Source organism: Micromonospora sp. C97 (assembly GCF_018070385.1).
GTDB classification, from domain to species: domain Bacteria; phylum Actinomycetota; class Actinomycetes; order Mycobacteriales; family Micromonosporaceae; genus Micromonospora; species Micromonospora parva.
This window is the reverse complement of the sequence record NZ_JAGPXU010000008.1, coordinates 202,323-224,835: the sequence shown is the minus strand read 5'-3', so window position 1 is coordinate 224,835 and position 22,513 is coordinate 202,323. Positions and strand designations below refer to the sequence as shown.

The 22,513-nt window shown below is 72.7% G+C and carries 22 protein-coding genes; 9 read left to right on the top strand and 13 right to left on the bottom strand.

Features of this window, described 5'->3' with window-relative positions:
- The coding region (locus KBX26_RS14590) for an acetyl/propionyl/methylcrotonyl-CoA carboxylase subunit alpha (protein WP_210865618.1) at positions 1–1,356 on the bottom strand (1,356 nt) is incomplete at its 3' end.
- A 71-nt stretch (positions 1,357–1,427) separates the two neighbouring features.
- Positions 1,428–2,027 (bottom strand): TetR/AcrR family transcriptional regulator, encoded by a 600-nt coding sequence (locus KBX26_RS14585; RefSeq protein WP_030331931.1) that lies wholly within the window; start codon positions 2,025–2,027, stop codon positions 1,428–1,430.
- Positions 2,028–2,134: 107 nt separating this feature from the next.
- Between KBX26_RS14585 and KBX26_RS14580 the strand changes: the two genes are divergently transcribed.
- Positions 2,135–3,358, top strand: a complete 1,224-nt coding sequence (locus KBX26_RS14580; protein ID WP_210865617.1) for an MFS transporter — start codon at positions 2,135–2,137, stop codon at positions 3,356–3,358.
- On the opposite strand, the gene KBX26_RS14575 is transcribed toward KBX26_RS14580, so the two are convergent.
- Entirely contained in the window at positions 3,355–4,512 is a 1,158-nt protein-coding gene (locus tag KBX26_RS14575; protein WP_210865616.1) for an FAD-dependent oxidoreductase, read from the bottom strand. The genes KBX26_RS14580 and KBX26_RS14575 overlap by 4 nt on opposite strands.
- A gap of 107 nt (positions 4,513–4,619) precedes the next feature.
- On the opposite strand from KBX26_RS14575, the gene KBX26_RS14570 reads away from it, so the two are divergent.
- From KBX26_RS14570 to KBX26_RS14560, 3 genes are all read left to right on the top strand, one after another.
- Positions 4,620–5,201 (top strand): TetR family transcriptional regulator, encoded by a 582-nt coding sequence (locus KBX26_RS14570; RefSeq protein WP_030331926.1) that lies wholly within the window; start codon positions 4,620–4,622, stop codon positions 5,199–5,201.
- Between the two features lie 70 nt (positions 5,202–5,271).
- On the top strand, positions 5,272–5,820 hold the full coding sequence (locus KBX26_RS14565; protein WP_036411447.1) for a SigE family RNA polymerase sigma factor: 549 nt from the start codon (positions 5,272–5,274) through the stop codon (positions 5,818–5,820).
- Positions 5,817–7,010 carry a hypothetical protein gene (locus KBX26_RS14560; protein WP_030331922.1) on the top strand — a complete coding sequence of 398 codons (1,194 nt, stop codon included), beginning with the start codon at positions 5,817–5,819 and terminating at the stop codon, positions 7,008–7,010. Before KBX26_RS14565 ends, KBX26_RS14560 begins: the two co-directional genes overlap by 4 nt.
- A 50-nt stretch (positions 7,011–7,060) precedes the next feature.
- Here KBX26_RS14560 and KBX26_RS14555 read toward each other — a convergent pair whose 3' ends face one another.
- From KBX26_RS14555 to KBX26_RS14535, 5 genes are all read right to left on the bottom strand, one after another.
- Positions 7,061–7,963 carry a sulfurtransferase gene (locus KBX26_RS14555; protein ID WP_030331920.1) on the bottom strand — a complete coding sequence of 301 codons (903 nt, stop codon included), beginning with the start codon at positions 7,961–7,963 and terminating at the stop codon, positions 7,061–7,063.
- A 139-nt stretch (positions 7,964–8,102) separates the two neighbouring features.
- Positions 8,103–9,461 (bottom strand): hypothetical protein, encoded by a 1,359-nt coding sequence (locus tag KBX26_RS14550; protein WP_156057553.1) that lies wholly within the window; start codon positions 9,459–9,461, stop codon positions 8,103–8,105.
- Between the two features lie 129 nt (positions 9,462–9,590).
- A complete protein-coding gene (locus KBX26_RS14545; RefSeq protein ID WP_030331916.1) occupies positions 9,591–10,037 on the bottom strand; it encodes a hypothetical protein in 447 nt (148 codons plus the stop codon).
- 2 nt (positions 10,038–10,039) lie between these two features.
- Positions 10,040–10,807 carry an SGNH/GDSL hydrolase family protein gene (locus tag KBX26_RS14540; protein WP_030331914.1) on the bottom strand — a complete coding sequence of 256 codons (768 nt, stop codon included), beginning with the start codon at positions 10,805–10,807 and terminating at the stop codon, positions 10,040–10,042.
- A gap of 44 nt (positions 10,808–10,851) precedes the next feature.
- Positions 10,852–11,010 (bottom strand): hypothetical protein, encoded by a 159-nt coding sequence (locus tag KBX26_RS14535; RefSeq protein WP_156057550.1) that lies wholly within the window; start codon positions 11,008–11,010, stop codon positions 10,852–10,854.
- An 18-nt stretch (positions 11,011–11,028) separates the two neighbouring features.
- On the opposite strand from KBX26_RS14535, the gene KBX26_RS14530 reads away from it, so the two are divergent.
- The 4 genes from KBX26_RS14530 to KBX26_RS14515 are packed head-to-tail and all read left to right on the top strand — an operon-like array spanning position 11,029 to position 14,406.
- Positions 11,029–12,798 (top strand): proline--tRNA ligase, encoded by a 1,770-nt coding sequence (locus KBX26_RS14530; protein ID WP_210865615.1) that lies wholly within the window; start codon positions 11,029–11,031, stop codon positions 12,796–12,798.
- Between the two features lie 56 nt (positions 12,799–12,854).
- A complete protein-coding gene (locus KBX26_RS14525) occupies positions 12,855–13,280 on the top strand; it encodes a CBS domain-containing protein (RefSeq protein WP_030331911.1) in 426 nt (141 codons plus the stop codon).
- 35 nt (positions 13,281–13,315) lie between these two features.
- A complete protein-coding gene (locus tag KBX26_RS14520) occupies positions 13,316–13,744 on the top strand; it encodes a SufE family protein (RefSeq protein WP_030331909.1) in 429 nt (142 codons plus the stop codon).
- Positions 13,745–13,764: 20 nt separating this feature from the next.
- Positions 13,765–14,406 (top strand): DsbA family protein, encoded by a 642-nt coding sequence (locus KBX26_RS14515; RefSeq protein WP_030331907.1) that lies wholly within the window; start codon positions 13,765–13,767, stop codon positions 14,404–14,406.
- Positions 14,407–14,479: 73 nt separating this feature from the next.
- Here KBX26_RS14515 and KBX26_RS14510 read toward each other — a convergent pair whose 3' ends face one another.
- From KBX26_RS14510 to KBX26_RS14490, 5 genes are all read right to left on the bottom strand, one after another.
- Positions 14,480–15,028: a YbaK/EbsC family protein gene (locus KBX26_RS14510; RefSeq protein WP_030331905.1), complete on the bottom strand. Its 549-nt coding sequence runs from the start codon at positions 15,026–15,028 to the stop codon at positions 14,480–14,482.
- Positions 15,029–15,123: 95 nt separating this feature from the next.
- Complete coding sequence (locus tag KBX26_RS14505; protein WP_030331904.1) at positions 15,124–15,318, bottom strand: hypothetical protein; 195 nt, start codon at positions 15,316–15,318, stop codon at positions 15,124–15,126.
- Between the two features lie 65 nt (positions 15,319–15,383).
- Complete coding sequence (locus KBX26_RS14500) at positions 15,384–16,055, bottom strand: GAP family protein (RefSeq protein WP_210865614.1); 672 nt, start codon at positions 16,053–16,055, stop codon at positions 15,384–15,386.
- 51 nt (positions 16,056–16,106) lie between these two features.
- On the bottom strand, positions 16,107–17,495 hold the full coding sequence (locus KBX26_RS14495) for an MFS transporter (RefSeq protein ID WP_210865613.1): 1,389 nt from the start codon (positions 17,493–17,495) through the stop codon (positions 16,107–16,109).
- Positions 17,496–17,554: 59 nt separating this feature from the next.
- Positions 17,555–17,815, bottom strand: a complete 261-nt coding sequence (locus KBX26_RS14490; RefSeq protein WP_210862586.1) for a hypothetical protein — start codon at positions 17,813–17,815, stop codon at positions 17,555–17,557.
- A 218-nt stretch (positions 17,816–18,033) separates the two neighbouring features.
- Between KBX26_RS14490 and KBX26_RS14485 the strand changes: the two genes are divergently transcribed.
- Entirely contained in the window at positions 18,034–22,491 is a 4,458-nt protein-coding gene (locus KBX26_RS14485; RefSeq protein ID WP_210865624.1) for an HAD-IC family P-type ATPase, read from the top strand.
- Positions 22,492–22,513 lie beyond the last annotated feature (22 nt).

The window sequence follows — 22,513 nt, the reverse complement described above, 5'->3', positions numbered from 1 at the left end:
GGAGACGATGGCGGTGTCGTAGGTGCCGGAGCGGAACTCGTCGTTGGTGAGCAGTTCGGCGAAGAAGGGGACGTTGTTCTTTGGGCCCTCGATCTGGAACGCCGCGACGGCCGCCTCCGCGCGGTCGAGCACCTCGGCTCGGGTCGCGCCGGTGATGATCAGCTTGGCCAGCAGGCTGTCGTAGAACGGGGTGACCGTGTTGCCCTCGGTGTAGCCGGAGTCCACCCGGACCCCCTCGCCCGTCGGCTCCACCCATGTCCTGATCACACCGGGGCCGGGCAGGAAGCGCTTCGGGTCCTCGGCGTTGATCCGCATCTCCATGGCGTGACCACCGGGGGTCAACGCGTCCGGGTCGAACGTCGGCGCCAGCCCGGAGGCCACCCGCAACTGCTCCTCGACCAGGTCGATGCCGTAGACGTACTCGGTCACCGGGTGCTCCACCTGCAACCGCGTGTTCATCTCCAGGAAGAAGAACTCCTCGGAACCGGAAGCAGCGCCAGTAGCGTCCCGCTGACGCGGGACCAACAGGCACTCCACAGTCCCCGCGTTGCGGTAGTCGACCGCCTCGCCGGCCCGCACCGCCGCCGCCAGCAGACGGGAGCGCAGCTCCGGCGAGACCGCCGGCGACGGGGACTCCTCGACCAGCTTCTGGTTGCGCCGCTGCACCGAGCACTCCCGCTCGCCGAGCGCCACCACCCGACCGTCGGCCAGACCGAGGATCTGCACCTCGACATGCCGTACCCGGGGAAAGTACCGCTCGATCAACACCGAACCGTCGCCGAACATCCGCTCGGCGAACGCGCGCACCTTGTCGTACTCGGTGCGCAGCGCGGCCTCGTCGACGGCCACGCCCATGCCCATGCCGCCACCGCCGGCGGCGGCCTTGACCATCACCGGGTAGCCGATCTCGGCGGCGGCCGACACCGCCGCATCCAGGTCGGCGGCCGGGTCGGTGGTGCCGGGCGCGACCGGAACACCCGCCGCCGCCATCAGGTTCCGAGCATTGATCTTGTCGCCCATCGCGGTGATCGCGTCCGCGTCAGGTCCGACCCAGATCAGGCCGCTCGCCTCGACGGTACGGGCGAACTCGGCGTTCTCCGACAGGAAGCCGTAGCCGGGGTGGATGGCCTGCGCGCCCGTCGACTTCGCGGCGGCGAGGATCGCCTCGGTGTTGCGGTAGCTCAGCGCCGGGTTCGGTGGGCCGATGAGGACCGCCTCGTCCGCCTCGGCGACGAACGGCAGGTCGGCGTCGGCCTCCGAGTACACAGCGATCGCGCGGATGCCGAGCCGCTTGGCGGTCCGGATGATCCGGCGGGCGATCTCGCCCCGATTGGCGACCAGCAGTGACTCGATCATGTTTCCTCCCGGCGTCCGGATGGTGGGACGATGTCAGGGAATCATGACCGGCACGGTTCTGACGAGTCGGCTCAGGCGAGCAGCGCGGCCAGGGTCGCGCCGCGCAGCAGCTCGGCACGACGTCGCCGGTCCACCTCACCGCCGAGGAACGGCGTCGAGTTCATCAGGCCGAACGCGGCGTGCGCGAGCACCCGCGCCTCACCGTCGGGCATGCCCGGGTGCAGCGCGGTGAGCACCGTCACCCACTCCTCGACGTAGAGCCGTTGCAGGCGGCGGATCCGCCGCCGCGGCTCCTCGGGCAGGCGGTCCAGCTCGTGCAGGTGCAACGCGATCACCGCCGGGTTGGCCAGGGCGAACTCCACGTGGAAGTCGATCAGCGACTCCAGCACGCCGCGCGGGTCGTCCGACCGGCCGGCGGCGCGTTCCCGCCCACCTGCCAGCAACCCCTCACTGACCGGGATCAGCGCGGCGGCCAGCATGGCCTCCTTGCCGGCGAAGTGGTGGTACAGCGCCGGACCGGTGACCCCGGCGGCCGCACCGATGTCGTCCATCGACACGCCGTGATATCCGCGCGCTGCGAAAAGACCTACCGCGATCTCCAGGATCTCGTCCTTGCGGGACCTGCGCCGGCCCGCACCCGCCGCACCCCGTGCCTGCTGCTCCACCGTCACCGGGCAAGCCTAGACCGGGAACTGCCTGCGGTGGAGCGGCGGCTGACGGTCGTTCCGCACTGTGGTGGCTTGACCCTCGACCCGGTCGAACCGGCACGGTCACCGGCATGACCGCCACTGCTCTCGGCCGGGACTTCCGGCTGCTCTGGTCCGCTGCCGTGTCGTCGCGATTCGGAGACGCGCTGCGTACCCCGGCGCTGGCCCTGTTGGCCGCGACAGTGACCCGCGATCCCCGGATCATCGCGGCGGTCACCGTGGCCGGGCAGGTGCCGCCGCTGCTCTTCGGTCTGCTCGGCGGGGTGTACGCGGACCGCTGGGACCGCCGTCGGACGATGGCGGTGGTCGACGGGGTACGCGCTGGCGTGGTGGCGGCGCTGGCCGTGGTGGTCGCGCTCAACCGGGTCAGCGTCCCGGTGTTGCTGGTGGCGGCGTTCCTGCTCGCCGCGTTGGGCACCCTCTTCGACTCCGCCTCGTTCGCGCTGCTTCCCGCGGTGGTGCCGCCGGACGCGTTGCCCCGGGCGAACGGCCGGCTCCAGGCGGGGTCAGCGGTGGCCGGCGGTTTCCTCGGGGCTCCCGCCGCCGGTGTCCTGTTCGCCGTCGCCCCGGCCCTTCCGTTCGCCCTCGACGCCGTCACCTTCGCGGTGGCCGCGGTGCTCGTGCTGGCCCTCGCCCCGGCGCCACGGACCAGGGTGCGGAGGCGGCGCGGCTCGGTGTGGAGCGAGATCGTCGAGGGGCTGCGCTGGCTGCGGGCGCACCGGACGCTGTGGCGGCTCACACTGCTCACCGCGGCGAGCAACCTGGCGATCAGCGGGATCATGGCGGTGCTGGTGCTCTACGCGCTGGATGTGCTGCGGGTGCCGCCGGCCGGGTACGGGCTGTTCGCCGCCGCAGCCATCTTCGGGGGCCTGGCGGGGGCGCTCGGGTCGGGGCGGCTCGCCGCCCGGCTCGGCACGGTGCCGGCGCTGCGGGTGGTGCTGGCCGGGCAGACCGTGGCGCTGACCGGCTTCGCGCTGGCTCGGCATCCGGTGCCGGGTGGGATCGCGCTGGCCGTCTTCGCCGCCGGCACAGTGGTGTGGAACAGCCTGTGGGCGTCGTACGGGCAGCGGCAGGTGCCGGGCGAGTTGCTGGGCCGGGTAGGTGCGGCGCAGCGGATGGTCGGTCTGCTCACCGCACCGCTCGGGGCGGCGCTCGCCGGGCTGGCCGCCGCGGCGTACGGCACGGTGCCGGTGGCGGGCGCGGCAGCGGGGACGTTCGCGCTGGTCACCCTGACCGCGTGGCGGACGCTGCGGTCGGCCGCACCCGGCGTGCTGAGCCGCAGTGGCGTGGCCTAGCTCGGCGTTCGCTCGCGGTGGGACAGCCCGGACAGGCGCAGCGCGATCCGTCGACGGGCCGGTGGAACGGCACCGAGCAGCCGGAGCAGCACGTCCCGGGCGGGCCGGCCGGCCGGGGAGACGGCCGCCAACCTGGTCAGCCCGGCGGCGAAGCTCATCACGTCCTCGGCCATCGGTCGCTGCCGGGCGTCGTAGTCGTCGAGCAGCGTCTCCGGGCCACCGTCGAGCACGTCCGCCACCGCGGAGCCGAGCGCGACCGCGTCGCAGATGCCGAGGTTCATGCCCTGCCCGCCGGCCGGGCTGTGCACGTGCCCGGCGTCACCGGCCAGCAACACCGGTCCGGCTCGGAAGGTGTCGGCGATCCGGTGGTGCACCCGGAACCGGGAGCCCCAGACCACGTCGGTCACCCGGTCGGGTCGTCGTACCGGGCCGCGCTCGTCGAGCAGCGCCTGAAGGTAGGCCGCATCCGGTTCGGCCGGTGCGTTCCGCACGGCGGCGACCAGCCGGACCACCCCGCCGGGGAGTGGGGCCCAGACCAACGGCCCGGGGCGGGCGAGGAACAGCGCCGCCTCGTCGCGGGGCAGCACGCTGTGCACCCGCACGTCGGCGAGGACGAAGGACTCCTCGTCGCTGCTGCCGGTGAAGCCGATGCCGGCCAACTCCCGGACCGTGCTGTGCAGGCCGTCCGCGCCGACCACGAACCGGGCGCGCACCGCCTGCCCGTCGACCTGCGCGAGCATGCCGTCACCGACGCGGCTCAGCCCGGTGAGCTGGCACGGCCGTCGTACCTGGACACCGAGCTCGGCCAACTTTTCGGTGAGCACGGTCTCGGTGACCGCCTGGGAGATCAGCAGCGCGTAGGGGAAGCGGGACGGCAGCTCGTGGAACGGCACCGACAGCAGCACCCGGTCCCGGTCGCGCACCGTGAAACGCGGCGTCCGCACCGCCTGGGCGATCAGCGGCGCGGCGGCGCCGATCCGGTCCAGCACCTCCAGGGTGTACGCGTGCACGACGGCGGCGCGGGAGGTCGTTGGCGGCGCGGCGAGCCGGTCCAGCACTGTCACCTCGACCCCGCGCCGGGCCAGCGTCAACGCGGTGGCGAGACCGGTGGGGCCGGCACCCACCACCAGGACGTCAGTGTTCGTGGGCAGCATGGCCACCTCCAGAAGACGACTGCCAACATGTGTTGGCAAACACTTGTTGGCCACGCTAGAGCGCCTCACGATTGCGTGTCAACAAGTGTTGGCATACGGTCGTTGGCATGACCTCGTCCGCCCCGCCGACCCAGCCCCGCCGCTCCGACGCCACCCGGGCGGCGATCCTGCGAGCGGCCCGGGAACGGTTCGCGGCGGACGGCTACGAACGCGCCACGATCCGGGCCATCGCCGCCGACGCCCAGATCGACCCGTCGATGGTCATGCGCTACTACGGCAGCAAGGAAGGGCTCTTCGCGGCGGCGGCCGAGTTCGACCTCCGCCTGCCCGACCTGACCTCGGTGCCGCCCGCCCGACTCGGTGAGGTGCTGGTCCGACACTTCCTGGCCCGGTGGGAGGGCGACGAGACCCTGGTGGCGCTACTGCGGGCCGCCAGCACCAATCCCGGTGCGGCCGAACGCATGCGCGGCATCTTCGCCAACCAGCTCACCGCCGCAGTGGCCACCTTCGGCACCGACCCGACGCTGACCGCCCGACGGGCCGGCCTGGTGGCCAGTCAGGTCCTCGGCCTCGCCTTCACCAGATACATCGTCCGGCTGCCGCCCATGGTGGACACCACGCCGGACGAGCTGGTCTCCTGGGTCGCGCCGACCCTGCAGCGTTATCTGACCGGAACGCCGCCGAGCTGACCCAACCTTTTTCCCCCTCCCGTGCGTCTGCCTGTTGACGCGTACCGCGCGACGGCCGGGAGGGGGACGGATGGCGCCGACGAGGGACGACGGACGCGACGGCTACCTCGCCTTCGTGGAGAACCACCAGCACCGGCTGCTCCGCGCGGCCTACCTGATCTGCGGCAACCGGCACCAGGCCGAAGACCTCCTCCAGGACGCGCTGCTCAAGCTGGCGCTGCGCTGGTCCTCGGTCCGCGACGGCGACCCCTCCGCGTACGTGCGGGCCATCCTCTACCGCGACTCGGTGTCGTGGTGGCGGCGCCGACGGCGGGAGTGGCTCAGCGCCGCGCCGCCGGACCAGGTGGCCCACGACCGGGACGGCGCGTTACGGCTGACGATGCACGACGCGCTGGGCCTGCTGCCCCCACGGCAGCGAGCCGTGCTGGTGTTGCGCTACTACGAGGATCTGACCGAGGTCGCCACCGCTGAGGCGCTCGGCGTGACAGTCGGCACCGTGAAGAGCCAGTGCCACGCGGCGCTGCGCCGACTCCGCGAGGTCGCCCCGGACCTCGCCCGCGACGCCCGACCGGGTCGAGGCCCGGCCGATCTGGCCAGCGGTCTGGAGGTGAACCCGTGAACGAGCAGGAGCTGCGCCGACTGCTGACCGTCAGCGTCGAGGACGTGCTGCCCAGCCAGCCGGCCGCCGCCGGATGGGAGCGGGCTCGGCGTACCCGGCGCACCCGGCGGGCCGTCGCGGTGGTCGCCCTGGCCGTGGTGCTGGTCGGTGGCGGCACGGTGGCGGCGCTGCGACCGCCCGCCGATCCCGCGCCGGTCCCACCGGTGGGTCCGACGGTGACCCCGACCGTCGACCCCTCCCACGCGGGTCCGGTGCAGAAGCCGCCCGCCGAGCTGACCTTCCCGCCCGATCCGTTGGCCCGGCTCGGCGCTCCGGCGACGGTGCCGCTCTCCGAGCGACCGGTCCAGCGGGCAGTGGCGCTGTTCCAGCCGGTGGACGAGGAAAATCGCGCGGACGGCCCGGTCCGGGTGCTCGGCAACGACGGCGTGGTGCGCAGCCTCGACGTGGTGACGTTGGCACCGACCCGCGACGCGAGCGGCAACGAGGCGGGCGCGCTGAAGCCGGGAGTGCTGTCGCCGGACGGCCGGCAGGCCGCGTTCGCGCAGACCAAAGAGCTGGTCCTGATCGACCTCAGCACGGCCGCCGTCCGCCGGATACCGCTCGACGGCTACCTGGAGCTGGTGGTGTGGGCGCACGACCGGGTGCTGGTCGGCGGCGACGACCGGACGTACGCGGTGGACCGGGTCACCGGGGCGGCCAGCATCATCGACGTGTCGACCTGGGAGTTGATCGCACCCGACCCGGACGCCGGCCGGGAGGCCCCGTTGATCGAGACCTACGGCGAGGGGACCAGCCTGATGCTGCGCAGCCGGACCGCCCGGGAGGGCGAACTCCGCTCCGAGCAGCCGGTCAACGCCTCGCAGCTGCCCTCGCCCTACCAGGTCAACGAGTTCTACGGCCGAGGCTGGTTGCACGGTGAACGGCTGGCCCGGGCGGCCTGGATCACCAGCAGCGAGATCAACGGTGCCGAGGGGGCGGCGGTGTTGGACGCACGGACCGGCGCCGTAGTCCACCTGCTCGACCTCGGCCGGGATCGCGCCAAGGGCTGCTGTGAGGTCCTGGGCTGGGACGGCAGGGGCGCGGTGCTGCTCCGACTGGAACCGGCCGCCCTGGCCCGCTGGTACCCGGAGACCGGCGAGATCACCGGCATCGTTCGCGACCTGCGCGGTCCGATCGCACTGGCCGGCTGAAACACCGTCCCCGCGCGACGTTCACTGTCACGCGGGGACGGTCGTGCCGGTCAGGCGGCCAGGCCGCCCGGCTGGTCGCCCTTCACCACAGGTGCCCGGACCAGGTTGCCCCACTCGGTCCACGAGCCGTCGTAGTTGCGCACCTGCGGGTAACCCAACAGGTGCCGCAGCACGAACCAGGTGTGGCTGGACCGCTCCCCGATCCGGCAGTACGCGATCACGTCGTCGTCGGGGCTCAGCCCGAGCTGGTCGGCGTAGATCGCCTTCAACTCGTCGGCGGACTTGAACGTGCCGTCCTCGTTGGCGGCGGACTTCCACGGCTTGCTGACCGCACCCGGGATGTGCCCACCGCGCAACGCACCCTCCTGCGGGTAGTCCGGCATGTGCAGCATCTCGCCGGTGTACTCACCCGGCGAGCGGACGTCGACAAGTGGCCGACCGGCGGCGATGTGCGCCATGACCTGCTCACGGAAGGCCCGCAGCGGGGCGTCGTCGCGCAGCGGCACCGGGTAGTCGGCGCGCGGGCGGGCCGGCTTGTCGCGGGTCACCTCGCGTCCCTCGGCGATCCACTTCTGCCGACCGCCGTCGAGCAGTCGCACATCGGCGTGACCGAAGAGCGAGAAGACCCAGAGGGCGTACGCGGCCCACCAGTTGAAGTTGTCGCCGTAGAAGACGACGGTGTCGCCCCGGCCGATGCCCTTCGCCGCGCACATCTCGGCGAAGCTCTTCGGGTCCAGGTAGTCCCGGGTCACCTGGTCGTTCAACTCCAGGTGCCAGTCAACCTTGACGGCACCGGGAATGTGACCGGATTCGTAGAGCAGCACGTCCTCGTCGGACTCGACGACGACGAGGCCCTCGTCGCCCAGATGCGCGGCCAGCCACTCGGTGGTGACCAACCGCTGCGGGTCCGCGTACGACTGGAGGCGGGGATCGGGATCGTTCGGCACAGACATGATCCCAAAGGTACGCCGGATCGCCGCCCGCGACCGCTGTAACGCCGGCCGGCCCACCGCCCCCGCACGGGATGGTGGGCCGGTCGGCATTCGCCGGATCACGATCGCCCCGGCGAGGCCACCCGCCGGGTTGCTCCGGCTAGCTGCTCGGCGGCTGGTTGCCGACGAAGAAGGTGAACGACGCCGAGTCCGACTGGGTGCCGTCCCCGTCGATGCTCCAGACGGTGAGCGAGGTCAGGCCGGCCTTCGTCGGCGCCCAGGTCACCGACGCGGTGCCGTCGGCCGCCGCGGCCACGGTGCTGGTCACAGTGCCGAAGCGATAGCGGTAGCTGACCACGTCGGGCTGGCGCGGGGTGAAGGTGAAGACCCCGGGCACGCCCGGCCCCCCACTGGTGACGCCCTGCTGATAGACCGTCGCGGTGATCTTCGGCGCGGTGCTCAGCCGGAAATTGCTCGACGCGGTCGCGGTCACGCCGTCGGCGGTCACGCTGGTCACCGAGAGCGTCCGGTAGCCACCCCGGGTCGCGGTGACGGTCAGCGTGGCGGTGCCGTCGGCCGCCGCCTCCACCGTCTGCTCCGGGTCGCCGTCCAACTGGAACCGGTATCGGACCACCCCGGCCATCTGCGGCTGCACCGTGAACGTGGTCGGCACACCGATCTCGGTGAGTCTGCCGGTGATGATCGGCGCGACATCGCTGGCCCGGAATTCGTACCGCGCCTCGGGCGAGCGGTTCCCGGCCGCGTCGAGGCTCCACACCACGAGGGTGTTGGGCCCCGCCTCCGGGCGGAGCGTGACAGTGGCCGAGCCGCCCGGCCCGTCCGCCGACACCACCTGGACACCGTCGCCGCCGAGCAGCTCGTACCGGAAACCAACAGCGTCCGGTGTGGCCGCCGCGTCGAAGGTGAACTGTCCCGGCAACGCCGGGTGCCAACCGTCGACCGGGAAGTCACTGGAGGTGACGACCGGCGCGGCCTCCGGGCCCTGGAAGTCGGTCCGGAGGTAGCAGAGGCCGCTCCACTCGCCGGTCGCCTGGCTGTCCGCCGCCCGGACCTGCCACGCGTACACCCGGTCGTGGGTCAGCACCTCCCGTTCGAAGAGGCCGCTCTCCCGATCGCCGTCCCGCCCGTTGTACCCGAACCGTTCGATCCGGGCCGCCGGCTCGTCGACCGGCCAGAGCGCGAAGGTGGTGGTCAACCGGTCGGTGCCGCCGTTCGCGTCGATGTCCGGGTCGTGCAGGACGGCGGAGAGCGTCAGGTCGTCGTTCTGCCACCACTGGTACGGCTCCGCCGTGGTGCACGGTTCGCCGGAGGTCTGCAGCTCGGTCGGCACACCCGGCGGCTGGTTGTCGTCGATGGCAGGCGCGTTCGGTACGTCGTTCGCTGCGGCCGGCACGGCCGTCAGCGTGAGCGTCCCGGCGGCGACCGCCACGGAAAGCCCCGTCGCCAGCAGCGCCCGGAGCGGTCGTGCGGATGTCGTCGTGCCAGGTATGAGGGTCATCCCCCAGCCACCTTTCCCCGATGTCCCCGCCTTCCGATCAGCGGGGGCAGCGGATGTTATCGGGGCGGGCGGACATCGGGCGACCCCGATTCGATCAGTGCACTCCACAGTGGAGGCGTCAGCGCCTGTTCAGGCGCGGCGGTGGACGATCCGGCCGGCTACCACTGTCACCAGACAGGTGCCGTCGTCGCCGTGCACCGCGAGGTCGGCCCGACCGTCCGGACGCAGCGTCGGCACCACGGCGGTGGGCAGCACCAGCAGGTCGCTCCGCTCGGCGGCGGCCCGCAGCGCCGGGTCGGCCAGGTGTTCCGCCAGGACCGCCGTCACCCCGGTACGCAACAGCGCGTGCACCCGTTCGCGCGGGGTCGGTGCGGGCGGCAGCGGACCGTCGTGCAGCAGACCCGGCCCCAGCGTCCCGGGCCAACGGCGAACCCGGGCCCCGGCGTACGCCGCACTCAACTCGGCCAGCGGGCCGACGGCCGCGACCCGGTCGCCGCTGACCAGCACAGCGTGCTCCGGCACCGGTTCGCCGTCCCGGTCGCGGCACAGCAGGGCCGCGGTGTGCAGGGTGAGCACGCTCAGTCGACGAGCGGGCCGAGTTGCGGGCGCTTCGCCGTCACCGTGTCGCCGGACGACCGACCGGTCAACCGCCGCTTCACCCACGGGGCGAGGTGCTGACCGGCCCACCGCAGATCGGCGGCGCGGGCGGCCAGCCACGGCGAGGGTGCCGGGTGCGGCGGGACCATCAGCCACTCCTCGTCGCAACCAACCCCCAGGGCGTTCAACACCTGGCCGGCGACCCGCCGGTGGCCGGCCGGGGAGAGGTGCAACCGGTCGGTGCTCCAGAGCATCGGGTTGAGGAATGTGTCGTCGGCGTACAGGTCGACCATGATGGCGCCGTGCCGCTCGGCGGTCTCGCCGACCGCCTGGTTGAGCAGCTGCACCCGGGGTGCGACGAGGCGTTGGCCGGGCAGCCGGGCCATCACGTCCGCGAACCGGAAGAGGAGCACGTCAGCGCCGCCCGAGCGCAGTTGCCGGACCACCTCGTCGAAGCGGGCGACCAGCGTGTCCGGGTCGAAGGTGCGCCGCAGCACGTCGTTGCCACCGGCCGCGAAGCTGATCAGATCCGGCTTCATCGCCACCGCGGAGGGCACCTGCTCGGCGACCACACTGGGGAAGAGCCGGCCCCGGATGGCCAGGTTGGCGTACCGGAAGTCGGGGCCCGCCTCGGCGGCGAGTCGGGTCGCCACCAGGTCCGCCCAGCCCCGGTAGGTGCCGTCCGGGTACGCGTCGTCCATGCCCTCGGTGAAGCTGTCCCCGACCGCGACAAAACTGCGCCAGCGCACCCGCGCCTCCCTCACGCCACTTGTTGCCTGCGGCGACCAGTCTGTCACCGCGGGATCGCCCGGTGCCGCCCCGAATCCGCGACGTGTCGGAGGTCATTGCCCAGTTGCCGCCCGGCAGCCTGATTCGACGCCGGATCGCCGATATCGGGTGTTGCGCCGCCGATATCCGCGATGTCGAAACGGGATGGCTCAGCCTGACGCATCGACCGTAGGCTGCCCGGATGCTGCTACGCATGTCGACAGTGCTGCTGCGGACCCTGCGCGAGGACCCGGCCGACGCGGAGGTGCCGAGTCACCGGCTGCTGCTGCGTGCCGGTTACATCCGTCGGGCCGCACCGGGCGGCTACACCTGGCTGCCGCTGGGCAAGCTGGTGCTGGACCGGATCACCGAGGTGGTACGCGCCGAGCTGTTCGCGATCGGCGACCAAGAGGTGCACTTCCCGGCACTGCTGCCGGCCGAGCCGTACCGCACGAGTGGCCGGTGGGCCGAGTACGGCGACGACATCTTCACCCTCGCCGACCGGCGCGGCGCCGAGCACCTGTTGGCGCCCACCCACGAGGAGATGGCGGCGCTGCTGGTCAAGGACCTGTTCACCTCCTACCGGGACTTCCCGGTGACGCTGTTCCAGGTGCAGACGAAGTTCCGCGACGAGGCGCGGCCCCGGGCCGGGCTGCTGCGCGGCCGGGAGTTCCTGATGAAGGACGCGTACTCCTTCGACCTGGACGAGGCCGGGCTGCGCGAGGCGTACGCCCGGCACCGCTCCGCGTACCGGCGGATCTTCGACCGGTTGGGTCTGGACTACACGGTGGTGCAGGCGATGTCCGGCGCGATGGGTGGCTCGGCGTCGGAGGAGTTCCTGGCCGCGACGCCGGTCGGCGAGGACACCTTCGTGGGCTGCACCTCCTGCGACTACGCGGCCAACACCGAGGCGGTCCTCACCCGGGTGCCCGCCGCCGGCGATCCGGCCGCGCAGCCGGCCGCCGAGGTGCACGACACCCCGGAGACCTCGACGATCGCCAGCCTCGTGGAGTTGGCCAACGCGCGCCGGTTGGGCGGTCGGGACGGCTGGACCGCCGCCGACACCCTGAAGAACGTCGTGCTGTCCATCCGGCAGCCGGGCGCGGAACGGGCCGTGCCCCTGGTGGTCGGGCTGCCCGGTGACCGGGAGGTCGACCTGAAGCGGGTCGGTGCCGCACTGCACCCCGCGCAGGTGACCGTCTTCGAGGAGTGGGCCGAGCATCCGGAGCTGGTACGCGGCTACATCGGGCCGCAGCTGCTCGACAAGCTGGGCATCCGTTACCTGGTCGATCCCCGGGTGGTGGCCGGGTCGGCGTGGCTGACCGGGGCGAACGAGTCGGGCCGGCACGCGACCGACGTGGTCTGCGGACGGGACTTCACCCCCGACGGCACCATCGAGGCGGCCGACGTGCGCCCCGGCGACCCCTGCCCCGACTGCGGGACGGGCGAGCTGACCATCCGGCGGGGCATCGAGATCGGGCACATCTTCCAGCTCGGCCGCCGGTTCACCGACGCCTTCGCTGTCGACGTGCTCGGGCCGGCCGGCAAGCCGGTCCGGCCGACCATGGGCTGCTACGGCATCGGGGTCTCCCGGGCGGTGGCGGCCGTCGCCGAACAGCACCACGACGACCGGGGGCTGGTCTGGCCGGCGGCGATCGCGCCGTGTGACGTACACCTGGTGGTTGCGGGCAAGGGCCCGCAGCTCGACGCGGCGCTGGAGCTCGGCGGGCGGCTCGCCGCGGCCGGCCTGCGGGTGCTGGTCGACGACCGCACGCACGTCTCGGCCGGGGTCAAGTTCACCGACGCCGAGCTGATCGGCATCCCCCGGGCCGTCGTGGTCGGCCGCCGACTCACCGAGGGGTACGTCGAGCTGCGCGAGCGGGCCGGCGGCGAGCGCACCGAGCTGCCGCTGGACGGTCTGCTGGATCGACTCGTCAACGAGGTACGCCAGGAACGTGCGAGCCTGGTGTAGCCACGGCGTCACTGGGTAGTGCAGTCGGATCGGTGGAAACGTCTTCGGAGGCTCTCATGACCGGTTACCGGGTCAGCGACGTGATGACCAAGCAGGTGGTGTACCTGCCGGCCGAGACCACTCTGGACGAGGCGGCCAGGGTGATGAAGGAGGCCGACATCGGTGATGTGGTGGTGACCGATGGCGCCAGCCTCGCCGGCATGCTCACCGACCGGGACATCGTGGTGCGGGCCGTGGCGGAGAACAGCTCCCCGGCGGCCACCACCATCGGTGCGATAGTGACCCGCGAGGTCGTCATGATCGAGCAGCACTGCACGGCGGGTGAGGCGGCGGCGCTCATGCGGGATCGGGGCATCCGACGGGTGCTGGTCTGTGACAGTGACCGCAAGCTGGTGGGGATCGTCTCGCTCGGCGACCTGGCCATGCAGCTCGACCCCACCAGCGCGCTCAGCGAGATCAGTGAGCAGTCGCCCACTGTGTGACCGGGGCTCCGGCACCACGGCGGTAGCCTCGACGCATGGCTGACATGCCGGCCCGACTGGCCGAGATCGTCGACGAGTTCGCGGCCGCGCCGCGCGACCTGGTGCTGGAGATGCTCCTGGAGTACGCGGACGTCATCCCGGCGCTGCCGGAGGGTGCCGCGGAGCGCGAGGGCATGGAGCAGGTGCCCGAGTGCCAGACGGCGTTCTTCCTGCGCGCCCGGGTGACACCGGAAGGCACCGTCGAGACGCTCTTCGACTGCCCGCCGGAGGCGCCCACCACCCGGGCGTTCGCCGGGATCCTCGCCGAAGGGCTCGCCGGCGCGAGCGCCGAGCAGGTGCTGGCCGTACCGGACGACCTCTACCAGCGGATGGGGCTGGCGCAGGCGATCAGCCCGCTGCGGGTCCGGGGCGGCACGGCGATCCTGGGTCGTCTCAAGCGTCAGATCCGGGAACAACGCGGCTGACCGCGAGGTTGGCACCGGTCATGGAGATCGAGATCTACGCGGACGTCATCTGCCCGTGGTGCTACATCGGCAAGCGCCGCCTGGATGAGGCCCTCGCCAGCTACCCGGGCGAGGTGACGGTCCACTACCGGCCGTTCCAGCTCGACCCGTCGCCGGTGCCGCAGCCCCTGCCGCTGGTGCAGGCGTTGGCCGGCAAGTTCGGCGGTCCGGGGCGCGCCCGGCAGATGGTCGACCACGTGACCCAGGTCGCGGCGGCCGACGGGCTGCGGCTCGACTACGACCGCGCGGTGATCGCCAACACCTTCGAGGCGCACCGGCTGGTCTCCTGGGCGAGCGACCAGGGCAGGGCCGCCGAGATGGTCGAGGCGCTGTACCAGGCGCACTTCAACCACGGCGTCGACGTCGGGTCGCGGGAGGCGCTGGCCACCCTGGCCGGCGAGGTCGGCCTGGACGCGGCCGACGCCCGCCGGTTCCTCGACTCCGACGAACGCGTCGCCGACGTCACCGCCGCCCTGGCCCACGCTCAGGCCCTGGGCATCACCAGCGTGCCGACCTTCGTGCTGGCCGGGAAGTACGCGGTCTCCGGCGCGCAGGAGGTGCAGACGTTGCTCGCCGCGCTGGCCGAGGTGGAGCAGCGCGAATCCGCAGCCCACTCACACTGAGTCACCAGCGGCCAGCATCCGGCATCGATGATCACGATGTTTCACGTGCAACGACATCGATGCCGATGCGTGGTCAGGCCGGCCTGGCCAGCCCTTCCACCACCTGCGCTCCGGGCAGCGCGCCCAACGCCGGCCCCGGCAGCGCGATCTTGCTGTGCCGTACGCCGGACCCGACGATCACGTGCGGTGTGGCGATGACCCGCGCGTCCACCAGGATCGGCCACTGGGCCGGCAGCCCGATCGGGGTGATGCCGCCGTACTCCATGCCGGTCAACTCGACAGCGTCGGCCATCGGGGCGAAGCTCGCCTTGCGGACGTCCAACGCCCGGCGGGCCACGCCGTTCACGTCGGCCCGGGTGGTGGCCAGGACGATGCAGGCCGCGTAACGGACCACACCCTCACGCTTGCCCGCCACCACGACACAGTTGGCCGACACGTCCAGCCCCACCTCGTACGCCGCGCAGAACGCCGCGGTGTCGGCGAGGTCGGCGTCGATCGGCGCGACCAGCACGTCGTTGACGTCCACCGGGGCGCTGGCCGGCCACTGGGCGATTGCCTCCGCGACCGGCGGGGCGAGCAGATCGAGGCGGGCGCGGGCCGGTTCCGTCTTCAGCGTTCCCATCACGGGTGCGATCCTCGCATCCGCGACGTTGAACCGTCCGGCGGCTCCCCGTCCGCCCGGCGACGCCACCGGGCCGGGCCGGACCGATCCGGCGCTCAACTGCCGGCGAGGAAAGCGTTGTCGCGCATGAAGGAGCGGTCGCGGGCGGCCGCCAACTCCTCTTCGCGCTGAGCCTTGGCCCGTTGCAACTCCAGATCCTCGAACGCGTGCCGGACACCCAGCCGGATCACGCCGTAGAGGAAGACGAAACCGAAGACGTAGAGGATCACCGTGGTGACGACAGCGAACATGGCGTCACGGTAAGACGAACGTGAACCGTTGTTGCGCTCATCTCCGCCCGGTTCCCCCGTACGTGTCAGCGGAGGGCGGCGGTTGAGCCGGACCGGATCAGGTCCAACCCGGTCAGCAGCGCGAAGAACGCGATCACGATCTCGCTGACGATCCAGGCGTGCCCCTCGGCCCATTCCCGCATCCGGGTCAACACCCGCGCCGCCCTGCTCCCGAGCAGCAGCAACGCCAGCAGCGGCAGCCCGAGCAGGAGCACTGTGAACAGCACGAACGGCACCAGGTGCCACCACGGCAGATCGTGACGGGCCACGCTCGCCCCGACGGTGGCCATGGTGAGGTCGTCCGTGGGGGTCGCCACGAAGAGCAGCGCACCCAGCCGCAGCGCCTGCGGCGGGTCGGCGCGCTCGATGCCGCCCAGCCAGCGCGGCGGTCCGGACCGGTTGCGGCGTAGCCAGATCAGCACGGCCAGGATCACCAACAGGGCCAGCACCACCAGGTCGATGGCGGGACCGCGATCGACCCTCCCGGCGACGGCGCTCGCGTCGGCCGCCACTCCACCCACCAGCCGGGTCACCAACCACGCCACAGTCACCCCGGCGGCCACCACCAGCCCCGCGCCGGTGAGGAAGCCCAGCGACGCGGCCCGGGGCCGATCCGACGAGGCGAGGAAGACCGCCACCACCAGCTGCGTCCCGGCGACCATGACCACGGCGAGCGGCAGGACGGTCAGGAGGTTCATCGCCCGCCATCCTTCCGGCACCGGCAGCCGGAACGCGGCCGAATCCGCGGATCACCCGCCTTGTCGCACACCCCCGCCCACCACCACCCGGCCGGCGAGCACCGCCCCGAGCAGGGCCAGCCCAGCGGCCACCACGAGCGTCGTCGTGTAGCTGGCCGGGCCGGGCGCACTCCCGGCCGCCAGCACAGCCCCGGTCAGAGCGAGCACGGTGGCCGCGAAGAGGGAGTCGCTCAGTTGCAGTGACGAGCTGTTGCGACCCTGCTCACCCGGCGCGGAGAACTCCAGCGTGAGCACCGACAACGACGGATAGAGCAACCCCATGCCCAGACCGGCGACCGCCCAACCGACAACGGCGACAGCCACCGGGAGCTCGGGCCGGACGGCCAGCGCCACAGTGGCGGTGCCGATCGTGATGCAGCCCAGCCCGACGCGCGGCAGGGTGGCCCGCGATGCCGGCACCGGAATGCGGCCCTGCAACCAGGAGCCCACCGACCACGCCAACGCGCCGACGGTGAGGACCAGTCCGGCCGCTGTCGGCGAGAGGCCCCGCTCCCGCGACAGCATCAGCGGGATGACCACCTCGGCACCGACGAAGGCCGCCGACGCCAGGCCCCGCAGCCCCACGACGGTGGGCAACCCTCGCGCCGCCCGGAGGAACCCGGCCGGCAGCAGTCGCGGGGCGCAGACCAGCAGGCCAACCACGGCGAGCGCGACCAGCACCAGGGCGGTGGCACCGCGCTGCTGTCCCCCGATGTGCAGCAGTGCGGCACTCACCGCGGCCCCACACGCCCAACCGATCCGCCCGAGCGCGCCCGCCGGTGGGCTCGCGGCCACACTCCGGCCCAACGACCGCAGGCCCGGATGGATCAGCAGCACCGCCGGCACCGCCACCGCCGGCACCGCCAGGAAGACCCACCGCCAGCCCAGGTACTGCACGATCAGGCCGGCGACAGCCGGCCCCACCAGCGACGGTACGACCCACGCCGCAGCGAACGCCGCGAAGATCCGCCGGTGCAGCTCCTGCGGGTACGCGTGCCCGACGATCACGTAGAGCGCCACCGAGAGCAGCCCGGAGCCGAAACCCTGCACGACCCGCCCGACGACGAGCGCGCTCATCACCGGGGCGGTGCCGGCGATCAGCAACCCCACCACGAACCAGGCGACGCCGTGCCACATCGGCCCGCGAGGCCCCGGGGCGTCGCACCAGATTCCGGAGACCACCATGGCCAGCACACCGGTGGCGAACGGGCCACCGAAGGCGATCCCGTAGAGCGCCAGCCCGTCCAGGCTGCGGGCGACCGTCGGCATCGCCGTACCGACCGCCAACGCCTCGAACGCGAGCAGTGAGATCAACGCGACGCTGCCCACCGTCATCGCGCGGAACCGGGGTGCGAAGAGCCCTGGTGCGGCGGGTGCGGCGGTGACGGCTGTGCTCGACATCGGCCGAGCATGCGACCTCAACCCTGATTCATGTCAACCGTCCGGTGACCCGGCTCTCGTCACGCGTCCTGCAGAACCTCCCCGAGACCGCGCGCCAGACCGGAAAAATGCTGGTCTGCCAACACGTGGCCGGCGGTGATCACCACAGCGATCGGCCACTCGATGACCTGCAGCGCGGCGAGCACGCCGAGCCCGGCGTAGTAGACGACCTTGTCCGGTGGCGGCACCGCCACGTCACCCAGCATCGGCAGTTGGACCCGACGGCTGTACATCCGCATGTTCTCCCGCGAACCGTTGAGATGTCGCGTCAGCGTGCTCATGCCGGCCTCCCCATGTCCGGTGATGCTCGTCGGATTCCACGGCCCAACCCGTCCATGCGCCAGCGACGACGGAAAATTCCGCCGCTCAGGGGGCATAACGGATGGCAGGTCGGGAAGCCAGGCCGCCGGACGTGAGCGCGGTGGGAGGACGACATGGCCAAGGTCAGGACCAGCGGCAACAGGGAGCCGGGCTGGCGTCCGTCCAGCCGTACGCCTCGATGACGGCGGCGGGTCGCGCTGCCGGCCGCATCCTGCCGTCCTTCGGCGTGCCGCACCTGATCGGCGAGGCGTCCCGGACCGTCGGGTCGGCCGCGACCCGGCTGGCCCGGTCGGTCGGGCTCAGCCGGCGTCGGGTCTGGTCACGCCCCGGTCGGCACCACATCGAGGTACACGGCGTGTGCCAGGAGGGCGGCGACCAGCTCGCCCGGCAGGTCGAGGGTGCGCTGGAGCGGATGCCCGGGGTGGCCTGGGCCAGGGTGAACGCTCCATCCGGGCGGGTGGTGGTGGCCGTGCAGGCCCCCGAACCGGATCTCGACGACCTCATCGCCACCATCAGCCGGGTCGAACGGACCTGCGATCACGAGCCCGATCCGGAGATCCCACCCCCGCACCCGCCCGAGGAGGGCCCCCACAACCCGCGCACCCTCGGCGCGCTCGCCTCGGACGCGCTGGGTCTGACCCTCTGGGCGGCCACCCGGATCCTGCCGTTCGCGCCGCTGCCCGGTGAGGTGGCCGGCGTGCTGGCGGCGGTCGACCTGCAACCGAAGCTGCACGCGTTCCTCGGCAGGACACTGCGCTCCGACCCGCGCGCGGAGGTCCTCTTCCCGCTGGCCGAGGCCGTGGTGCAGGGTCTCACCGGCCGCTGGACCGGCATCGTCCTCGACGGCGCCCAACGGCTCGTGGAGTGGGGTGAGGACCGGGCCCAGTTCTCCGCCTGGGAAAACGCGGAACCCCGACTGACCGGGGACCCCGAGCGTGCCGTCGCCCGGTGGCCGATAGCCGACCGTCCCCGACCCAAGCCGCACGGCCCGGTCGAGCGGTACATCAACCGGATGCTCGCCGCCGGCGCGGCGGCCGGCGCGGCGGCGGTGCCCTTCGCCGGGCGCAAGCGGGCCGCCGCGCTGGGCCTGTCGGCGCTGCCGAAGGCGCCCGGCAGTGGACGTGAGGGGTACGCCGCCCAGCTCGGCCGGATGCTGGCGCGGCGCGGGGTGATCGCGATGGACCGCAGTGTGCTGCGGGAGTTGGACCGGATCGACACGCTCGTGCTCGACGCCGCGGTGCTCGGCTCGGACCGGGGCGTACTCGCCGACCTGGCGCCGGCGTCCGACGCGGACGTCGACGAGGTGGCCGAGCGGGCCTTCGCGTTGTTCGACCCGGACGATCCGGCCGCTTCCCGTGCGGCGGACGGCTGGCGGCTCGGACCGTTGGACCAGATGCCCGCGAACCACCTGGACGCCATCGCGGACGCGGGCCGGCTGCGCTCGGCCGGCGGCCAACTGCTCGGCCTCGCCCACGGCGACCGGCTCGCCGCCCTCCTGCGGGTCGAGCCGGAACCCGCACCCGGTGTCGACGGGCTGCCGGCCGCCGCGCGGCGGGCCGGCCTGCGGCTGATCGTTGCCGGTGGCGACGAGCAGCGGTACGGCTTCGCCGACGCGATGCTGCCCGGCGGGGACCAATTGGTCGAGTCGGTCCGCAGACTACAGCGCGACGGCGCGATGGTGATGCTCGTCTCCGCCGACCGCAAGGCGCTCGGCGCGTCCGACTGCGGTCTCGGGTTCGCCGCGCCGGAGGAGCTGCCCCCGTGGGGCGCACACCTGCTGGTCGGTGCCGACCTGCGGGTGGTGGCCCTGGTGATCGAGGCGACCGGGGTGGCTCGGCGTACCGCCCAGCAGAACATTCGGCTGGCCATGGCCGGCACCGGTCTCGGGGCGCTGGGCGCGTTCACGGCCCCGCCGACCGAACTGCCCGGCCGGTCGCTCGTCGCGGTGAACGGCGCGGCCGGGTTGGCCTTCGCGAACGGGGTCTGGCAGGCCCGCCGGTTGCACGACCAGTCGGACACCCCGGCACCGGTGACGACCGCCTGGCACCTGATGCCCGTCGGTACGGTGCTCGACCACCTGCGCTCCACGCCGGACGGCCTGACCAGCGCGGAAGCGCAGCGCCGACGCCACAGCTCGGGCGCCGACGGCGGTGCCGAACCCGGAAGTGGTGGGCTGCTGCGCGCCTTCCTGGACGAGCTGTCCAACCCACTCACCCCGGTGCTGGCCGCCGGGGCGGTGCTCTCCGCGTCGTTCGGTTCACTTGTCGACGCCGCGCTGGTGAGCAGCGTGGTCGGTGGGTCCGCCCTGATCGGGGCGGTGCACGAACGCAACACCGAGAGGTCACTGGCGGAGCTGCTGTCGCGGTCGGCGGTGACCGCACGGGTCCGCCGGGACGGCGCCGATCAGGTGCTCGCCGCCGAGGACCTGGTCCTCGGGGACGTCATCGCCCTCGAACCGGGAGACTCGGTGCCCGCCGACTGCCGGGTGCTCGAGTCGGTGGGCCTGGAGGCCGACGAGTCGTCGCTGACCGGTGAGTCGCTGCCGGTCGCCAAGTCCAACCGGCCGGTGGTCGCCGCCGCCGTCGCCGACCGGCACTCGATGCTCTACGAGGGCACCACGGTCGCCGCCGGGCACGGCACCGCAGTGGTGGTGGCGACCGGCAACGACACCGAGGCCGGGCGCAGCCTCGCGTTGGTGCGGCAGGCACCCCCGACCAGTGGGGTGGAGGCTCGGCTCGGCTCGTTGACCAGCACCGCCATCCCGCTGGCGGCCGGTTCCGCGATAGCGGTGGCCGGCGCGGGCCTGCTTCGGGGCGTACCCCTGGCCGAAACGGCGGCGACCGCCGCGAACCTCGCCGTGGCGTCGGTGCCGGAGGGGTTGCCGTTCCTGGTCAGCGCGGCGCAGCTGGCCGCGGCCCGGCGGCTGGCCGAGCACGGCGCGTTGGTCCGCAACCCGCGCACCATCGAGGCGTTGGGCCGGGTGGACGTGCTCTGCTTCGACAAGACCGGCACCCTCACCGAGGGCCAGTTGCTGCTCGCCGGAGTCGGCGACGGCGTCGGTGACCGGTACGCGCCGGTGGACCGGTTGGACGACCGGCTCCGGATGACGTTGGCCGCGGCGCTGCGGGCCACCCCCGCCGCGAAGAATCCGGAGGAGTTGGCGTTGCAGACCGACCGGGCGGTCCGGCGGGGCGCCGGGGAGGCCGGCGTGGTGGAGCAGACCGGTGCCGCCGGCTGGCACGCTGCCGGGGGCCTGCCGTTCGAGCCGTCCCGCGGCTACCACGCGAGCATCGGACGGACCGACGGTCACCTGCTGTTGAGCGTCAAGGGTGCTCCGGAGACGGTGCTGCCCCGCTGCTCGTCCCGACGCACCGACGGCCGTCAGGAGCCGCTGGACGACGCCGGCCGCGCCGAGTTGGAACGGATGCTCGCCGACCGGGCCGGTGCCGGAAACCGGATCCTGGCCGTCGCCGAGTGCCCGGTGAACGACTCGACGGTCACCGACTCCGACGTTCGAGGGCTCACCTTCGTGGGTTTCCTGGCCCTCGCCGACGGTGTGCGGGAGAGCGCCGCCCCGGCGGTACGCCGGATCCGGCAGGCTGGCGTGCACACCATCATGATCACCGGCGATCATCCGGCCACCGCCGAGGCGATCGCCGCCACCATCAGCGACCACGACGAACAGCGGGTGGTCACCGCCGGTGAACTCGACCAACTGGACGACGACGCGCTCGCGGAACGGTTGACCAACACCGACGTGGTGGCCCGCTGCACCCCTGCCCACAAGGTGCGGATCATCCAAGCGTTGCAGAAGTGCGGGCGGACAGTGGCGATGACCGGCGATGGCGCCAACGACGCCCCGGCGATCCGGCTGGCCGACGTCGGCATCGCCCTCGGCCAACGGGGCACCCCGGCCGCCCGCGCCGCAGCCGACCTGGTGGTCACCGACGACCGGTTGGAAACCATCATCGCGACCCTGATCGAAGGGCGGGCGATGTGGTCGTCGGTGCGGCACGCGCTGAGCATCCTGGTCGGCGGCAACCTCGGCGAGATCGCCTTCAGTGTGCTCAGCGCCGCGGCGACCGGCCGTTCCGCGCTCACCGGGCGACAACTGCTGCTGGTCAACCTGCTCACCGACCTGGCGCCGGCGCTGGCCATCGCGGTCCGGCCACCCGCGTCGGACCGCGCCGACGCGCTGCTGCGGGAGGGCCCGGACAGGGCGCTCGGCGAGAGCCTCACCAGGGAGATCGGGCTGCGGGCGACGGCCACCACGCTGGGCGCGACAGCGGGTTGGACGTTGGCCCGCTACACCGGACGCCGCCAACGGGCGGGCACCGTCGCCCTGGTCTCCCTGGTCGGCACCCAACTCGGGCAGACCATCCTGGCCGGCGGCACCAGCCCGGCCGTGCTGGCCTCCACCGTGGCATCACTGGGCGTGCTGGTCGTGGTGGTGCAGACGCCGGGGGTGAGCCAGTTCTTCGGCTGCACCCCGCTCGGGCCGGTCGGCTGGACCATCGGAGCCGGGTCGGCGCTCGGTGCCACCTTCGCCAACGGCGCACTCACGAAGCTGATGGAGCACGTGCCCCAGGCCCGACCCGACACCGTCTCGACTGACAACAGCGACTCGACGCACTGAGCGTCGGCACGCCGCATGCCGC